Below are 15,735 nucleotides of genomic sequence, written 5' to 3'. Positions count from 1 at the left end.
AATAAATATTATAATTGGAAATATAAGAGGCAAATTTTTACCCTTTCATTTTAGAAATGCCTGTTTTCCAAAGGTTTCATATTCTTTATAGTAACTGACTAATATAGAAATACAGCAGGTACTCCTGCACCTGTACAAACGAGCCTATTATTCAATTATATACTTGTTTTGAGTTCATGACCTAAAATTAATTTGGGAAATATAAGATTTTAGCACCGAAAAGAAACTTATAGTAGAGCAGAACCCTATCACAATGATATCTTTAATATTTTTTTCATAAAAAAATCTCTCATATAGAATAAGATTCAAATTGATTCAAAAGCTTTGTATAATAATATGAGTTAATTTCCTTGTATTTATGAAATTAGATTTGCAATGAATTCATGAAGATATAAAATAAAAAACATTAAATAATAGAAAATTTAATGGAAATAGCTAGATTAAATATTATCATAAAATTATCAAACTATCAGCATAAAAAATAGGACAATGTATTCTACTTGTACTTAGAAAGTAAATCTAAAAAATTATTAAAATTAAATGTATAATAAAAAAAAAAAAAATTTAATAATGCTCATGTTGACTGCACTTAAAAGAGATAATTTCTTTAAAAGCTAAATTGAATTTAAATTAATAGAAATGTTAAAATTTTATATAGAGTAATTAAATATTTAATGAGAGGACGATATAGTTATGAGAAGTTAAAAGGCTATTATATACCTGCGGAGTCTAGGAACAAGATTTTTTACCCAGCAACTAAAGGCTCAACCAAGAAATGCTACCAATAGTAGATAAGCCAACTCTTCAGTACATAATTATGAAGAAGCAATTTGCCTCAGGAATTGAAAGGAAATCCTTATTATAACAGGAAGGCAATAAAATGTATAGAAGATCATTTTGATAAATCTATAAATTAGAATTAGAGTTAAAGAAGAGTAGAAAATCAGATTTACTTGAATTATTAGAGATATATCTATGATAGTTTGATATACATTACATATCAACTCAAAATTTGAACCAAAGGGATTAGGTCATACGATTCATTTGCTTACTTTCCAAAAGCGATTTGCCAGAATCTGAACCTTTTTTAGTTTATTAGGTGATGATGTGGTTGATGAAGTAAAACTCCTTGTCTTAGAAGCTAATGGGTGTTTAATGAATGCTTACAACTATTTTAGGAGTTCAGACTGTACCAGAAGAAAATGTATCTAAAATATAGGTATAGTTAATGCGATTCATGTGAGATAGGGTTTATAAAATTTAAGGACTTAGTTGAAAAACCATCATTAGGAAGAGAAGCACCAAGTATTTGCTTCGCCGTATTTTAAGAAGATATATAATTACACACAGATATTTGATATTTTTTAAAAAATGCTGCGCCTGGAAACTGTGGAAGTTTCATTAACAGATTTTCATTAAAAACTGAAATCAATAAAATAAAGAAACAATGTATGCATATAATTTTGGGAAGGTAAAAGGTATGATGCTTGGGATAAGCTTGGATTTTATAAACAACTACTAGAATTGCTCTTAAAAGGTAGATTAATTCAGAGATTTTATAAAGTTTAGAATCTAAACCATTTTCGGAAAATTAATAAAAGTAATTGAAAAAATAAAGGTTATATTAAAATAATTAGATTTTGAGAGTAACCTTTATTCAATAATATTGAATCTTACTATTGATAAAATGAAAATATTAATAATCTAATTAAGTAATATTGGGGAATCTTTCCAAAATAGTTAGTAGAGATTAATGTGTATGAATAAAATTTTGTTGCTGTTGAGTTAAAAAATATTCCTAATAAAAATACAGATATACAGAAAGTGTTAATATTGCATAATAATTTTGATACATCCTCTATGCTATGAGTAGAATAACATAGAGATTTTAAAACTTATTATTTTAGCTTGGGAGGCTAATAGTGTAGAAAATATGCTATTTATCAGATTATAAATGAGTACTCATACTCCTTGAGATTTTTAAATTATTTTGTTAAAAGGATGTAGTATTCATGTTATTTCTCTTGGAAGGAGGCAGCTGTAGTAGTGTTAAAGAAATTACATTCTTTGGATATATAAAGATAATGTGATGAAAGGAAATAAGAAAGGTAAAATTGGATATTTAAAATTTTATAAAAAATAAAGGAATTAATTAAGCCAAGAATAAAACCGGCTATAGCTTCATGCATTATACCTGGTGTAGTTATGGATTATTAGGGGCTTTAGCTAATTTATCATCCATGCATAATTTCAGTATGGGAAGTATCTAAATTTTCAATAAAATCAAATGCATAAAATGTTTATAAAATATAATTTAACGAGGCGGAATTATATTTTATCAACAAACAATGTTGTCATGAAAAGAGACAGAAAAGTATACTAATAAAGATAAAAGTAACTCCATTTTGGTGTGAGTATGAAATGATTTTTGTCTGGTAGAGTTTGGTGGTGATCATGTGTAGGGGACGGTGGGCATTTGGAGTCGAGTGTGGGGTTGCGGCATGTAACATTTGTATGCTTTTCTGTCTCTTTCATTGCATTAACTCTTGATAAAATATAATCTGCTAGCTCTTTAAATTATTTGCATAATCATTTTATGTATTGAGATTTTATTGAGTCATGGCATCTACATGCCAATTATAACATGGATGATAGTAGCTAAAGCCTAATAATCATAACTACTGTAATGTGCATGAAAGTATATCGATTTTATTTCATTAAAATAATTCCTTTACTTTTATCTTTTAAATATCCAACTTGCTTTTCTGATTTTCCTTTCATCACGTGCTCTTCTATATCCAAAGAATGTACTTTAACACCATTATTCACTTTCAATTGCATGAATATCATATCCTTTTAACAAGATAATTTAAAATTTATGCATATGAAGCACTATTTATATCTGCTGAAATAACGTATTTTCTGTTCAGCCTCAGCTTAAAATAATAAGTTTTAAAGAATTGCTTGTATTATTTTTACCGTAAGTAGAATGTGTAGTGTATGCTCTTTCAATGGCATCATGTATCTGTATTTTTTATCTGAATATACTTTCTCAATAATTTCTAATAATAAGCATTGATATTAGCTATTTGAATTCCTCAATGTACTAATTGAACCATATTAATATTTTCTGTTTTATCAATATTAGACTTATTAATAATAATTTGCCAAGGTTGTATCAGGGTGGTATTTTAATATAACCTTTATTTTTCAGTCTTCTTTGTATTATAAGTACCGTAGTTTAATTCTGAAATATTCATAAAATCTTTATAATAATTAAATACTTTTGAGAAAATTCTATGGTGCTTCATAAAATCGAAACATCTCCTGACATCATGCCTTCACCCAAAGTACTGTGCATTTCATTAGCCTAACATTTATTAGAGTTTCATCTGTTAATTGAATTTCTCCGCCTTTCTGTCTTGATATTTTCTGAATATCGCGTGTCTCTGGTAATGATTATGTATTCCTGGGTAAGTGCTTGGTGTCTTTCTATTATGATGGTTTTCGGCTGTGAGTCATGACTTTATAGGCCTGCGCTTCGATATGGGCCATTGACTATATGGCATATTTAGATGCATTTTCTTCTGTTTTGATCTGAACTCATTCATTGAGAACGATCTGTTAACAGCGAGATGAGTTTGCTATCGGCGTCATCACCCTGATAAGGCTTGCGAAAGACTGCATTTCACCGCAGGCGTTTTGGCACTGATGATCGTGACTAATCGCTTTGGTTTCTTTTACGTCTTGTGTGATATTGTATCGGCCGTTTTCGATATAGCTCTCGCTGATTCGAAGCCAGTGCGATTTTCTATTCTCTGGCTCTGATTGTTCTTAGATTTGTCAGAGATGATCTTCTGCTCATTTTTTATTTTCTTGCCTGTTATATCAAGGTTTGTTCGATTCCTGGGGGAATTTAACGCTTCGGTGTGTGCTGAATCAGTTGACATCTGCTTGTGGCATTTCTTTGGTTGAACCTTAGTTGCTGGTAAAGAAATCTTGTTCTGAACCTGCAGCTTGGTATAATAGCCTTTTTTTAACACTGTAACTATATCAAATATGTCTCATTAAATATTTAATTACCTATATATAAAATTTTAACATTTTCTAATAATTTAAATCAATTTTGCTTAAAGGTATCTCTTTATGTGCAGGGTGACATTATTTTAATTTTTTTATTATATATCTAACTTTGTGTTTTTAGATTTACTTTCATAAATAAAATTCAGAATATTGGTTTTATGTTGATAATTTGATATGTTATGATAATATTTAATCTGAATTATTTTACATTAGTCTGTGCTAATATTTTTTTATTTTATATCTTTCCTGAATCATTTAATCTAATTTCATAAATTGAAATTAATCATATTATTATACAAAGCTTTTGAAATTTTTCTTATTCTAAGGTGAGATTTTATTATCAAAAAAAATATTAAAGATTTCATTTTATAGGGTTCGCTCTATTTGCTATGTTTTTCGGTGCTGGAAATCTTATATTTCCACCATTTTTAGGTCATGAACTTTGAAACAAGTATATAATTGGAATAATAGGGTTTGTTTGTAAGGTGTAGGAGTACCGCTGCTTTCTATATTAGCGGTTACTAAAGAACATGAAACCTTTGAAAACATGGCATCTAAAATCGGTAAAAAATTTGCCCTTATATTCTCCACTATATTATTTATTGCCATAGGACCAATGCTTGCAATCCCTAGAACAGCTGCAAGCACATATGAGTTAACAATAAGCCCAATATTCCCAAATATATCCGCATTAACATGGATGATTATATACTTTGTAATTAATCTATTTTTTGTTCTAAAAAAATCATCTGTTATAGATACTATTGGTAAATATTTAACTCCATTATTATTGGTAATACTAGCATTTATAATAGTTAAAGGAATTTTATTTCCTATTGGAGAAATAACTAATACTAATTATACTTCTGCATTATCATCTTCTCTAATTGAGGGATATCAAACAATGGATGCTTTAGCTGGATTATTATTTGCTTCTATGATTGCAAACTCAATAATAGAAAAGGGCTATCCTAAAAAAGAAGTATTTAGCATGACCATTAAATCAAGTATTTTAGCAATAGCAGGTCTTGCTTTTGTTTATGGAGGTTTAATGTTCTTAGGAGCTCAAACAACAGCATCATTTAATGGTGAATTGACTAAAACAAGCCTACTTTTATTTATCTCAAAGAGTATTCTTGGAGATTTTGGAACTATAGTAATTGGTATCGCTGTAGGTCTTGCTTGTTTAACAACTTCAATTGGATTATTATCAGCAGGTGCTGAATTCTTTGAAGAAATATCCAATGGAAAACTTACATATAAATTTAATGCAGTTGTTATTTCTATAATAAGTGTACTAATAGGGCAACTTGGAATTGATAAGATAGTATCATTATCTGGTCCAATACTAAATATATTATATCCTGTAGCAATTACATTAATAGTAACAAGTCTATTAAATAAGTACTTAAATAATATAAATGCTGTACGTATTGGAGTATATACATCATTAATATTTAGTATCCTTAGCTTAATTCCAATTATTGATTTAAGCTTTATACCGCTTGCTAATGATGGATTTGCTTGGCTAATTCCAACAATTGTTGTAACATTAATATGTCAATTTATACTTCCCAAAAACTCTACTAATATAGATAATTAAGCTTAAAAACCACATAAATTATTATACAAAAAAACGTACATACATTTTAAAATGTATGTACGTTTAAATAATTTTATTATTTTCTAAATTCTATTCTTCCTTTGAAATCTTTCTCCATATCAGTAGTTTTGAAATCTGTAAATGGGAATTGAACTGGCATTCCTGTTTTTCTTGATTTATATGCTGCAAGTATAATTGACATTGCTTTTTTACCTTCTTCGCCAGATACAAGTGGTTCTCTATCATCATTTATAGCATCAATTAAATCTTTAAATAATGGTGTATGACCCTTTCCATAAACATTATCTATCTTAACATTTACTTCTTCTTTTATAGCTTCTTCATCATCGCCTTCAAATCTCCATGTTTCAAGTTCATTGTTGGCAAGACCTCCAATAGCTACTGCTCCATTCTGACCAAAAATGCTTAATGTCTCTTCAAGGTTTTTTGGATAAACACATGCTGAACCTTCAACAATTCCAATTGCTCCATTTTTAAATCTTATTAGTATAGCACCAAAATCTTCACCTTCAATATCTCTTAAGAAAGTATCACATTCAGCATATACCCTCTCCACTTCTCCGCCCATCATCCATTGAAGTAAATCTATATTATGAATACATTGATTCATTAATGTTCCACCATCTAAAGCCCAAGTGCCTCTCCATGGTGCTTGCTCATAGTATCCCATATTTCTATTCCAAAGTATTCTTGCAGTACCATTTACTAATTTGCCAAATTTACCTGCTTCCATAGCTTCTCTTAATTTTTGTACTGGCTTATTAAATCTATTTTGATGGCATACACAAAGCTTAACATCATTTTCTTTAGCAACTTTAATCATTTCATTAGCATCATCAATAGACATTGCCATAGGTTTTTCTATTAAAGTGTTTATTTTATGTTTCATAGCATATATGGCAATTTCTGCATGATACCCACTTTCTGTAGCTATTGTAACAACATCTAAATCTTCTTTTTCAATCATTTCTTTATAATCAGTATATGTACGTACACTTTCTGACCCAATATTCATGGATTCTATGTATTCGCTCTTTTTTGCTTCAGCCTTTTCTAAAACAACATCACATGTAGCAACTAATTCAGCTTCTTCTTTATTATTTACTAAAGCTTCAACATGCTTATAAGATATTCTTCCACAACCGATTATGGCAAATTTTAATTTTTTCATCTTTATCAACCCTTTCTACAATTCATAATTCAGAATTCACAATTCACAATTAGTGATGAAATCCTTACAGGATTTCTCTACATTAATTGTGAATTGTACATCTTGAATTGTGAATTGACTAAATGCATTTTACTATTGTTTTAAGTATTATATAAACATCAAAAAATACATTGCTCTTATTTATATATTCTAGATTCAAAGCCAGCTTATCTGGCATTATAGTATTTATATACATATCATCTGGATCCTCTGCAGTACCCAATAGTTCATTTTCATCTCTATATCTTATTGATGCTAAATCTGTTATCCCTGGCTTAACATCTAAAACTTTTCTTTGTTCTTCATTATACATTTCAACATATCTTGGAACTTCTGGCCTTGGTCCAACTAAGCTCATGTCGCCTTTAAAAACATTGATAAGTTGCGGAAGTTCATCTAATTTATATTTTCTTAAAAATCCACCTATCTTAGTTATTCTATTATCATTTCCAACTGTAATTTGACGCCCTAATTTTTCTGCATCCACTACCATTGTTCTATATTTAAGTATTTCAAAGTTTTTTCCCTTTTCTCCTACTCTTATTTGTTTAAAAAATACTGGACCATCAGATTCCTTTTTTATAATTAAAGCAATTACAATCAGTATGGGGCTCAATACTATTATTCCAAGTCCTGAAGCAGTTATATCAAATATTCTCTTAATTACTCTGTTAAATATATTCATAAAATCCCCTTTCTGCAATTTATTTAAGTGCATTTAAGAATTTTTCAGCTAATGGATGGTACATATGATTTTCTAAAACATATTCTTTTCCTTTTTGTCCCATTTCTCTTTTTTCTTCATCTGTTAAATTCTTAATCTTAATTACAGCTTCGGCTACCGCTTTTGGATCTTCTGCTGGTACAGTTATTCCACACCCACAATCTTTTACTGGATCATTTGAAGCCTCAACAGCATATATTACCGGTCTTGCAGCCATCATATAATCAAATAATTTATTTGGACTTACTCCATAATTAAATAAATTTTGTTTCTTTAAACTTATAAAACATACATCTAATAATTGAAGAGCATTATCCATATTATCCTTTAATATAGGATCTAAAAATTCTACATTAGTTACATTATTAGATTTTGCATATTCAATAAGCTCATCTTTAACATTTCCGTTACCTATTAATATATATTTAACCTTTTCATCAGTAGTATTCTTTCCTGCATCAATTAATGTATCTAATACATTAGCAGGTGAATGATTTCCTGTATATCCTACTAAGAAGTATCCTTGTTCTTTTAATTCTTGTAATCTTTCTATTGTCTTTTCCATAGGTGGATTTTTTTCCTCATCATTTACTATTATTCCATTTGGAACATAAACAAATTTATCTGTACTAAATCCTCTTTCTTTTATATGTTTATCCGCATCTGGAAGTATTGAAACTATAACATCTGAATTTTTAAATGCAAAATCTTCTGCTCTTTGAAGTACAATTATTGCTGGGTTCTTTTCTGAAAAGCCTCCAATTTCCATTGGACTTAATGGCCATAAATCATGTATCTCAAAACATAATTTAGCATTACATCTTTTTGCAATTCTATGTGCTGGATATATATCTAATGGATATGTTGATGATGCTATAACTGCATCTGGTTTATATTTATCTGCTATCTTTTTATAATTGCATCTTAATTTCCACATAAATGTAGATATGTTCTTTATTCTTCCTACTCCGTTACCTTTGTATTCTGGTGTTTTTACCCATACATATGTAATTCCATCTATTATTTCTTCTTGAAAATCTTCTTGTACAACTGGATTCTTTTTTCTTAAGTGCGAAAAATCTGCTCCAAGTATTGTTACATTATGTCCCATACTTTTCCATTCTCTTGCCATATAGTATGGTCTAAATTCCATTCCATGATAATCAGAACCTGCGTAATGATTAATAAGTAAGATATTCATTTATAATTTCTCCTCTTTAATTAAAAGTCTACTTATTCCATAGCAATCTACTTACTTTTAGTATAAATAAATTCTATAATTAAAATACATCTTTTATTTTAATCTTTAACTTATTAATTATATCACAGAGAAAATTTAAAATCTATATAAATGACGGGCTAGGTTTAATGAGAAATAACCCATAATAAATGTCCCAGATTTCACTCACTTTTCTATAAAAAATTTAACAAATAATTTGTGGATAATCAATGACATAAAAATTCTAAAGTTCAAACTTTCTTATGTTTTTTTATCCAAACAGAAACATTTCCTCCATCAACATGAAAATATCCATATCCTTCACTATCTATTAAAACTTCTTCCCTTATGCCTCCTATGCAATCGTAAAATATTTTTCCCGAAAACTGTTTCCCTATATACATTCTTTTACTTCCACCACAATTATCAGTCATAATAACAGCTAATCCTGAGTCTTCATGTTCATAATCGCCTTCTCTTGTCCATCCAATTATATTGCAATCATCAAAATAATCATTTTGCTTGCCATAAGCTTTATATTTTCTCATTTTTAAAAGTATATCTAATTTATTTCTAATTTTTGATTTATTATTTTTAGTTCCATAATAATCCCCATAAAACACACATGGATATCCTTCTGCTCTTAACAAAATTAATGCATATGCCAGTGGCTTAAACCATTCTAATACATCTGACTGTAATGATTGTCCAACTTGGGTATCGTGATTTTCCACAAATGTAACAGCTTTGCAAGGATTTCTTTCCATTAAAGTTCCTTTCAATATATTACACATATCGTAGTTTCCATTACTTCTTGATGCATTGTAAAAGTTAAAATGCAATGGTACATCAAACAATGAAAATTCTCCTCTAATTTCGTCTATGTATTTTAAAAGCACATTTATGTCTGAGTTCCAATATTCACCTACTGAAAATAATTCCATTCCACTTTCTTTTCTTAGTATAGATATTAAATACATTAAGAAGTTATAATTCATATGCTTTATTGCATCTAATCTAAATCCATCAACATTAGCAAAATCAAGATACCATCTGCTCCATTTTTTTAGTTCGCATATTACTTCCTCATCTCTTAAATCTATATCTGCTCCCATAAGATAATCATAATTTCCGTTTTCACTATCAACTCCATTATCCCATGATTTATCTTTAAACCTAAATATTGCATTTCTTTTACTTAGTTCATCATAATCTACTCCATCAAAATTATTATGATTCCACTTAAAAGATGAATATTTATTATTTCTCCCATTAAAATTAAATTTAGTCCATGCAAGTATTTTTTCGACTCCACTGACTTCCATGTTTCTATTACTTGGATCTTCTTCTATTACTTCAACTTCCTCTACTTCATCTGCTCCTATCATATGATCTAAAGAAATATCTGCATATACTTGTATGTTATTTTTGTGTAATATTTTTATTGCTTTCAAATACTCATCTTTTGTTCCATATTTAGTTGAGACAGATCCTTTTTGATTAAATTCTCCTAAATCATATAAATCATATACTGCATATCCTACGTCATTATTTCCATCTGCTCCTTTATAAGCTGGTGGAAGCCATACTGCTGTAATGCCTATATCATTTAAATGCTTTGCTTCATACGAGACTTTATTCCATAAGGCACAATTTCTTGGCAGATACCATTCAAAGTACTGCATTATTGTTCCATTTATTTTTATTTTCTTTCCCATCATCTCATCCCCATAACCATTTGTATTTTTAATATTACTTATATAATCTAACCATATTCATTTTTTACATACAATATTTAACCTTCTTTATTAATAAGCTCATATTAATTCTATACTTCATATATTTTCATTATATGACAATATAATATCACTTTAAAGCATAACTAATTTATTATAATTGTGAAAAATAATTTTATAGTTATCAATATTGATAACTATATCACTATTGATAATTGTATCAACAATGTTATAATATTTGTAGATTATAATATATTTGGAGGATTTATACATGGAGAAAATAGCATTAATAGTTGACAGTGCTTCTGATATAAAGCAAGATTTTGCAAAACTTAATAACATTACTATTGTACCTTTTAAGGTCATATGTTCAGATAAAGAATATATTGATGGTGTTGACATCAATTCTGATACTCTTTATGAGTTATTAAAAAGAGAGGTTCCATCAACTTCTCTTCCAAGTGTTGATAGTTATGCTTCTGCCTTAAAAACTGCAATAAAAAACGGCTATACACATGCAATAATAATTACAATTTCAAGCGGTCTATCTGGTAGTTTTAACTCAGCAAGATTAGCTGCTGAAAGTGTTCCTGAGATTAATACTTTTGTCCTTGATTCTATGACACTCACAATGTCCCAGGGTGCAATAGCTCTAGAAGCTTTAAATATGATAAATTCTGGCAGACCTTTTAATGAAATCATAAAAATTCTTCCTACTTTTATTGATAAAGTCGATGTATTCTTCACTATGGAAACATTAGAGTACCTAATTAAAGGAGGCAGAATCGGAAAGGTTTCTGGTACTATAGCCAGTGTTCTTAACTTAAAGCCTATAATTACAGTAGGTACTGATGGAATATATCATACAGTTTCTAAAATAAGAGGTATTAATCAATCAATATCAAAATTAGCATCAATATTAAAACCTTACACAGATGAAGGTCCATGCAAAGTTTGGATCATGGATGGTAATGCTCCTGATAAAGCACAAATGCTTTATGAAGCAATAAAAGATTATGATAATTTAGTTGAATGTAATTTAGGTGGATGCATCAGCCCTGTCCTTGGTGTCCATACTGGTCCAGGCTTAATTGGATTAATAGTAGAGAAACTTTATTAATTTAAAATTCAACATATAAATAAGGGATGTAGAAAGTTTAGATTGGAATAACCGAAATAAAGCTCTTATGTGTGGCTCGCTTGCTACAAAAATGACGCTAAGAATTCAAACATGCAGACATTGTACCCACAAATGTTTGCTCCAATGTAAAATTGGACAAACAATTGTGGAACAAGTCTACATGAAGAATTCTAAAGCGTCATTTTTGAATGCAAGACACCGCCAACATAAGAGCTTTATTTCTTTGTTTCATCTAAATTCAGAGTAGTGGTACTATTGTTGCTATACATAAATACATTTTTAAATTAAGGAATAGTTATTTATAGATGTTAAAGATTTAAGAAGGTAATATTTTATCATTTTTTAAAAGTATAAATTTATAAATATAAGGATATATATTCTTAAGAATGTGCACTTATAAGGAAACCTATTCATCATTAGATGAATAGCGGCTATACTGCTAAGTTCGTACCTCACCAAGCATTATATGCCAAAGAGCAGCTATGCTGCAATTTGGAACTTTCCTTATTTATTGGGTGATGCAGGGGGATAAGTAGTTCCATAAATTATTATAAGTGATTGAAAAATATATTTTTAGGCATGAAATATTCCTAAAACATAAATTATAGCTAAAAAAGTTAGATATCTATGATTTTAGAGAAAAACAAAGAAATTCAATATATGAATATGCGTAGTATTGTATTGAAAATTTGAGTTATTAAATTCTTAGACAGAGGCTGTTCCAAAATTGTTTGTCAAATACTTGTTGTTGGAGCAAACATTTTTGGGCACAGCCTCTGTCTGTAGAATTTTTAACTCAAATTTTCCTACAATACGAGCATATCATATATTGAATTTCGGTTGTCATCCACTAAACCATGATTCTACGTCCCTTATTTATGTTGTGCTTAAGTTTGTATATATGATAAAATGATTTTATATTTATTAAGTAAAACTTAAGGAGGCAATCTCTATGAAAATATTAACTGTCATAGGTGCGAGACCACAGTTTATTAAAGCTGCTACAGTTTCAAACAAAGTAAGAAGAAATGGTAATAGTGAAATATTAGTTCATACTGGTCAACATTATGATAATAATATGTCTGATATCTTTTTTGAAGAATTAGGAATTCCAAAACCTGACTATAATTTAAGTATTGGTTCTTCTAATCATGGCCATCAAACAGGAAGCATGTTAATTGCTCTTGAAGATATATATTTAAAAGAGAAACCAGATATGGTTTTAGTATATGGTGATACAAATTCAACTTTAGCGGGTGCATTATGCGCAAGTAAGTTATTAATTCCAGTTGCTCATGTCGAAGCAGGACTTAGAAGCTTTAATATGGCAATGCCTGAGGAACAAAATAGAATACTAACAGATCACATTTCTAATTTATTATTTGCACCAACACAAACTGCAATTGATAATTTATCTAAAGAAAACATAACAAAAGGTGTTTACAACACTGGAGATGTTATGTATGATGCTATTAATCTATTTAAAGAAAGAGCAAAAGAAGTTTCTACAATAACACAAAAATTAGATTTAGCCCCAAACAGCTATATTTTATCAACTATACATAGAGCTGAAAATACAAACAGCATTGAAAGATTAACTTCAATAATAAAAGCTTTGAGTGAATCTGGTAAAAAAATAATATTGCCACTTCACCCTAGAACCAAAAAATTTATAAATGAATATAATTTAAACGTTGGAGACAACATTAAAATAATTGATCCTGTTGGGTACTTAGAAATGATTTCTCTTCAAGAAAATGCATGTAAAATTGTAACAGATAGCGGCGGAGTTCAAAAAGAAGCTTACTTCTTAAAGAAACCATGTATTACAATGAGAGATGAAACAGAATGGATTGAAACAGTACAAAATGGATGGAATATAATAGTTGGAAGTGATTCGAGCAAAATACTAGATGCAATTGAAAACTTTAATCCTACCGGTACTCCAGCATCTGCTTTTGGTAATGGAGATACCTCTTCAATCATTACTGATATAATAGAAAAATACTTAGGCTAATATAAATTTAAAGAAATGGGATATGTACTAATAAAACTAGTATATATCCCATTTCAATATTATTTATTACCATTCCCTACCTGGATCATCTGCCATATTATTCCCCGTTCCCTTAGGATACAAAACAGAATAGTGATCTAACACAAGATCATTTTCACCATTTTGGGATTCTTTAAATACAAATAAAATCTTAAATTCAGCACCTGCCGTATAACCTATAATTTGTTCATTGTCATACTTTGAACTATATGCTGGTTCTCCTAACACTTTCTTTACATTAGAAAGTGATAGTTCTCCTAACTTACTATCAAATGACCTAGCTTCAAAAATTTGATCTCCTTTATTACATCCAAAAGCTACATTAGCCTTAGAAAAAGTATAATACACCCCTTTAGCTTCTGATACAAAGTCAGATGTGTCAGCCTTTCCAAGCTTTTCTTCTACATCTTGAATAGTTGTAGACTTAACTTGAAATTCACTATTAATTATTTTCCCTTTCTTTGCTAACTGGGTAATATTATCAATTAATTCTTTTTGTGAATTTTCCTCTTTTGAATTATTTTCTGGATTAACTTTTCCTCCTTCACTATTTGAAGAAGTTTTATAATTTGAAATTATATTTCTCTTTATTTTAACTTTTAAAATTCTTTCTACAGATTTATTTATTCTTTCTTCTGAAATAGTTCCATTTTTTACGCATTCCAATAAATTATCATATACATTCTGAAAATCTGGTGTCATAAGAAGTACATCTGCGCCTGCATTGATTGCCATTATTGCAGCATCTTTTGGTGAATAATAGTTAGATATGGCTTTCATATTAAGCGCATCAGTAGTAACAATATTTTCATATCCAAGTTCTTTTCTTAATAAATCAGTTATTATTGTTTTAGATAACGAAGATGGAGTATTATCCCCTGTCACATTAGGTGCAGAAATATGAGATATCATTATAAAATCCACATCTTCTTCTATTCCTGATATAAAAGGCAAAAATTCTGTTTTTCTCATACCTTCTAAAGTTTGTGGTGTGTAAGAAAATTCATTATGCGAATTTGCCTCTGATCCACCATGTCCTGGGAAATGTTTTAATGTAGCTGAAACATTATTTTCTTGTAGTCCTTTTACAACCTCTTTTACCATATTAGCTACAACTTCAGGGTTCGAACCAAATGCTCTTCTTCCTATCTCTGTATTATTCGGATTTGTAATAACATCAGCTACTGGTGCAAAATCTAAATTAAAACCAAGTTCATGTATCTCTTTCCCTATTGTACTTCCTACAGCATAAGCTCTATTGTAGTCTTTCTTTTCTCCTATATCAGCCATATTTTCAAATTTAGTAACTCCTATTGATGGTATATCAGATAATCTTGATACTATTCCACCTTCTTCATCTACTGAAATAAATAAAGGTATATTACTATTATCTTGAATATTGTTTATCAATAATTTTACTTGTTCTCTATCTTTAATATTATTTTGAAATAATATTATTCCTCCAACATTATATTTATTAATATTTTCTTTTATAGATTCTGTAAAGACCATACTTTCCAATCCATTATTTACATCTTCTAAATTTACAATAAATAATTGACCTATTTTCTGTTCCAATGTCATATCAGTCATTATCTCTTTTGCTTTTTGATTTAAAATTTCTTCTTCTGATAGTTCTTTCTCTTTCTTATTATCAATAATATCATTTTTATTTGAACCAGATGGCTCCTTATAATTTTCTGCTTTATAAACAGAGCAACCACTTGTAGTCAATAAAAATATAGAAATAACTAAAAAATAAATCATTCTTCTCATAACCATTCATCAATTCCTTTATAATTTTTCACTCAGATTTTAATATTTTCATATGACTTTTACTTTCAAGTATATCCTATTCCCTATTATTCTATCAATATTCCATGGAATATCTTTTTAAGATAAACTTAATATTAATTCAAAATTCATTTATTTTATTATAATC

Annotated in this window: 8 protein-coding genes and 1 pseudogene; 3 read left to right on the top strand and 6 right to left on the bottom strand. The window is 28.8% G+C overall.

Going from position 1 to position 15,735, the window contains the following annotated elements:
* Positions 1–2,709: 2,709 nt before the first annotated feature.
* Positions 2,710–2,841 (bottom strand): hypothetical protein, encoded by a 132-nt coding sequence (locus tag CNEONATNEC86_RS21870; RefSeq protein WP_276508236.1) that lies wholly within the window; start codon positions 2,839–2,841, stop codon positions 2,710–2,712.
* A gap of 1,581 nt (positions 2,842–4,422) precedes the next feature.
* On the opposite strand from CNEONATNEC86_RS21870, the pseudogene brnQ reads away from it, so the two are divergent.
* Positions 4,423–5,686: pseudogene (gene brnQ, locus CNEONATNEC86_RS18570) on the top strand (branched-chain amino acid transport system II carrier protein).
* 76 nt (positions 5,687–5,762) lie between these two features.
* Here the strand turns inward: brnQ and CNEONATNEC86_RS18565 are convergent.
* The 4 genes from CNEONATNEC86_RS18565 to CNEONATNEC86_RS18550 form a co-directional block, all read right to left on the bottom strand.
* Positions 5,763–6,878, bottom strand: coding sequence for a Gfo/Idh/MocA family protein (locus CNEONATNEC86_RS18565; protein ID WP_125147605.1), 1,116 nt, complete (start codon positions 6,876–6,878; stop codon positions 5,763–5,765).
* Between the two features lie 118 nt (positions 6,879–6,996).
* The gene (locus CNEONATNEC86_RS18560; RefSeq protein ID WP_159136602.1) at positions 6,997–7,602 is read right to left on the bottom strand and encodes a sugar transferase; all 606 of its coding nucleotides are present in this window, start codon (positions 7,600–7,602) and stop codon (positions 6,997–6,999) included.
* A 19-nt stretch (positions 7,603–7,621) separates the two neighbouring features.
* The gene (locus CNEONATNEC86_RS18555) at positions 7,622–8,842 is read right to left on the bottom strand and encodes a glycosyltransferase family 4 protein (RefSeq protein ID WP_058296628.1); all 1,221 of its coding nucleotides are present in this window, start codon (positions 8,840–8,842) and stop codon (positions 7,622–7,624) included.
* A gap of 269 nt (positions 8,843–9,111) precedes the next feature.
* Positions 9,112–10,581, bottom strand: coding sequence for an alpha-amylase (locus CNEONATNEC86_RS18550; RefSeq protein ID WP_243145364.1), 1,470 nt, complete (start codon positions 10,579–10,581; stop codon positions 9,112–9,114).
* 286 nt (positions 10,582–10,867) lie between these two features.
* Here CNEONATNEC86_RS18550 and CNEONATNEC86_RS18545 point away from each other — a divergent pair, with 286 nt between their 5' ends.
* Both CNEONATNEC86_RS18545 and wecB read left to right on the top strand, forming a co-directional pair.
* A complete protein-coding gene (locus tag CNEONATNEC86_RS18545; protein WP_159116953.1) occupies positions 10,868–11,716 on the top strand; it encodes a DegV family protein in 849 nt (282 codons plus the stop codon).
* Between the two features lie 973 nt (positions 11,717–12,689).
* Complete coding sequence (gene wecB / locus CNEONATNEC86_RS18540; protein WP_058296630.1) at positions 12,690–13,754, top strand: non-hydrolyzing UDP-N-acetylglucosamine 2-epimerase; 1,065 nt, start codon at positions 12,690–12,692, stop codon at positions 13,752–13,754.
* A gap of 66 nt (positions 13,755–13,820) precedes the next feature.
* Here the strand turns inward: wecB and CNEONATNEC86_RS18535 are convergent, their stop codons facing one another.
* Positions 13,821–15,569 (bottom strand): glycoside hydrolase family 3 N-terminal domain-containing protein, encoded by a 1,749-nt coding sequence (locus tag CNEONATNEC86_RS18535; RefSeq protein ID WP_159116950.1) that lies wholly within the window; start codon positions 15,567–15,569, stop codon positions 13,821–13,823.
* Between the last annotated feature and the right edge of the window lie 166 nt (positions 15,570–15,735).

The sequence above is a fragment of the Clostridium neonatale genome (assembly GCF_900465025.1).
In the GTDB taxonomy this organism is placed as follows: domain Bacteria; phylum Bacillota; class Clostridia; order Clostridiales; family Clostridiaceae; genus Clostridium; species Clostridium neonatale.
The sequence above is the reverse complement of the archived record's forward strand: the minus strand, read 5'-3'. Positions and strand labels throughout refer to the sequence as shown.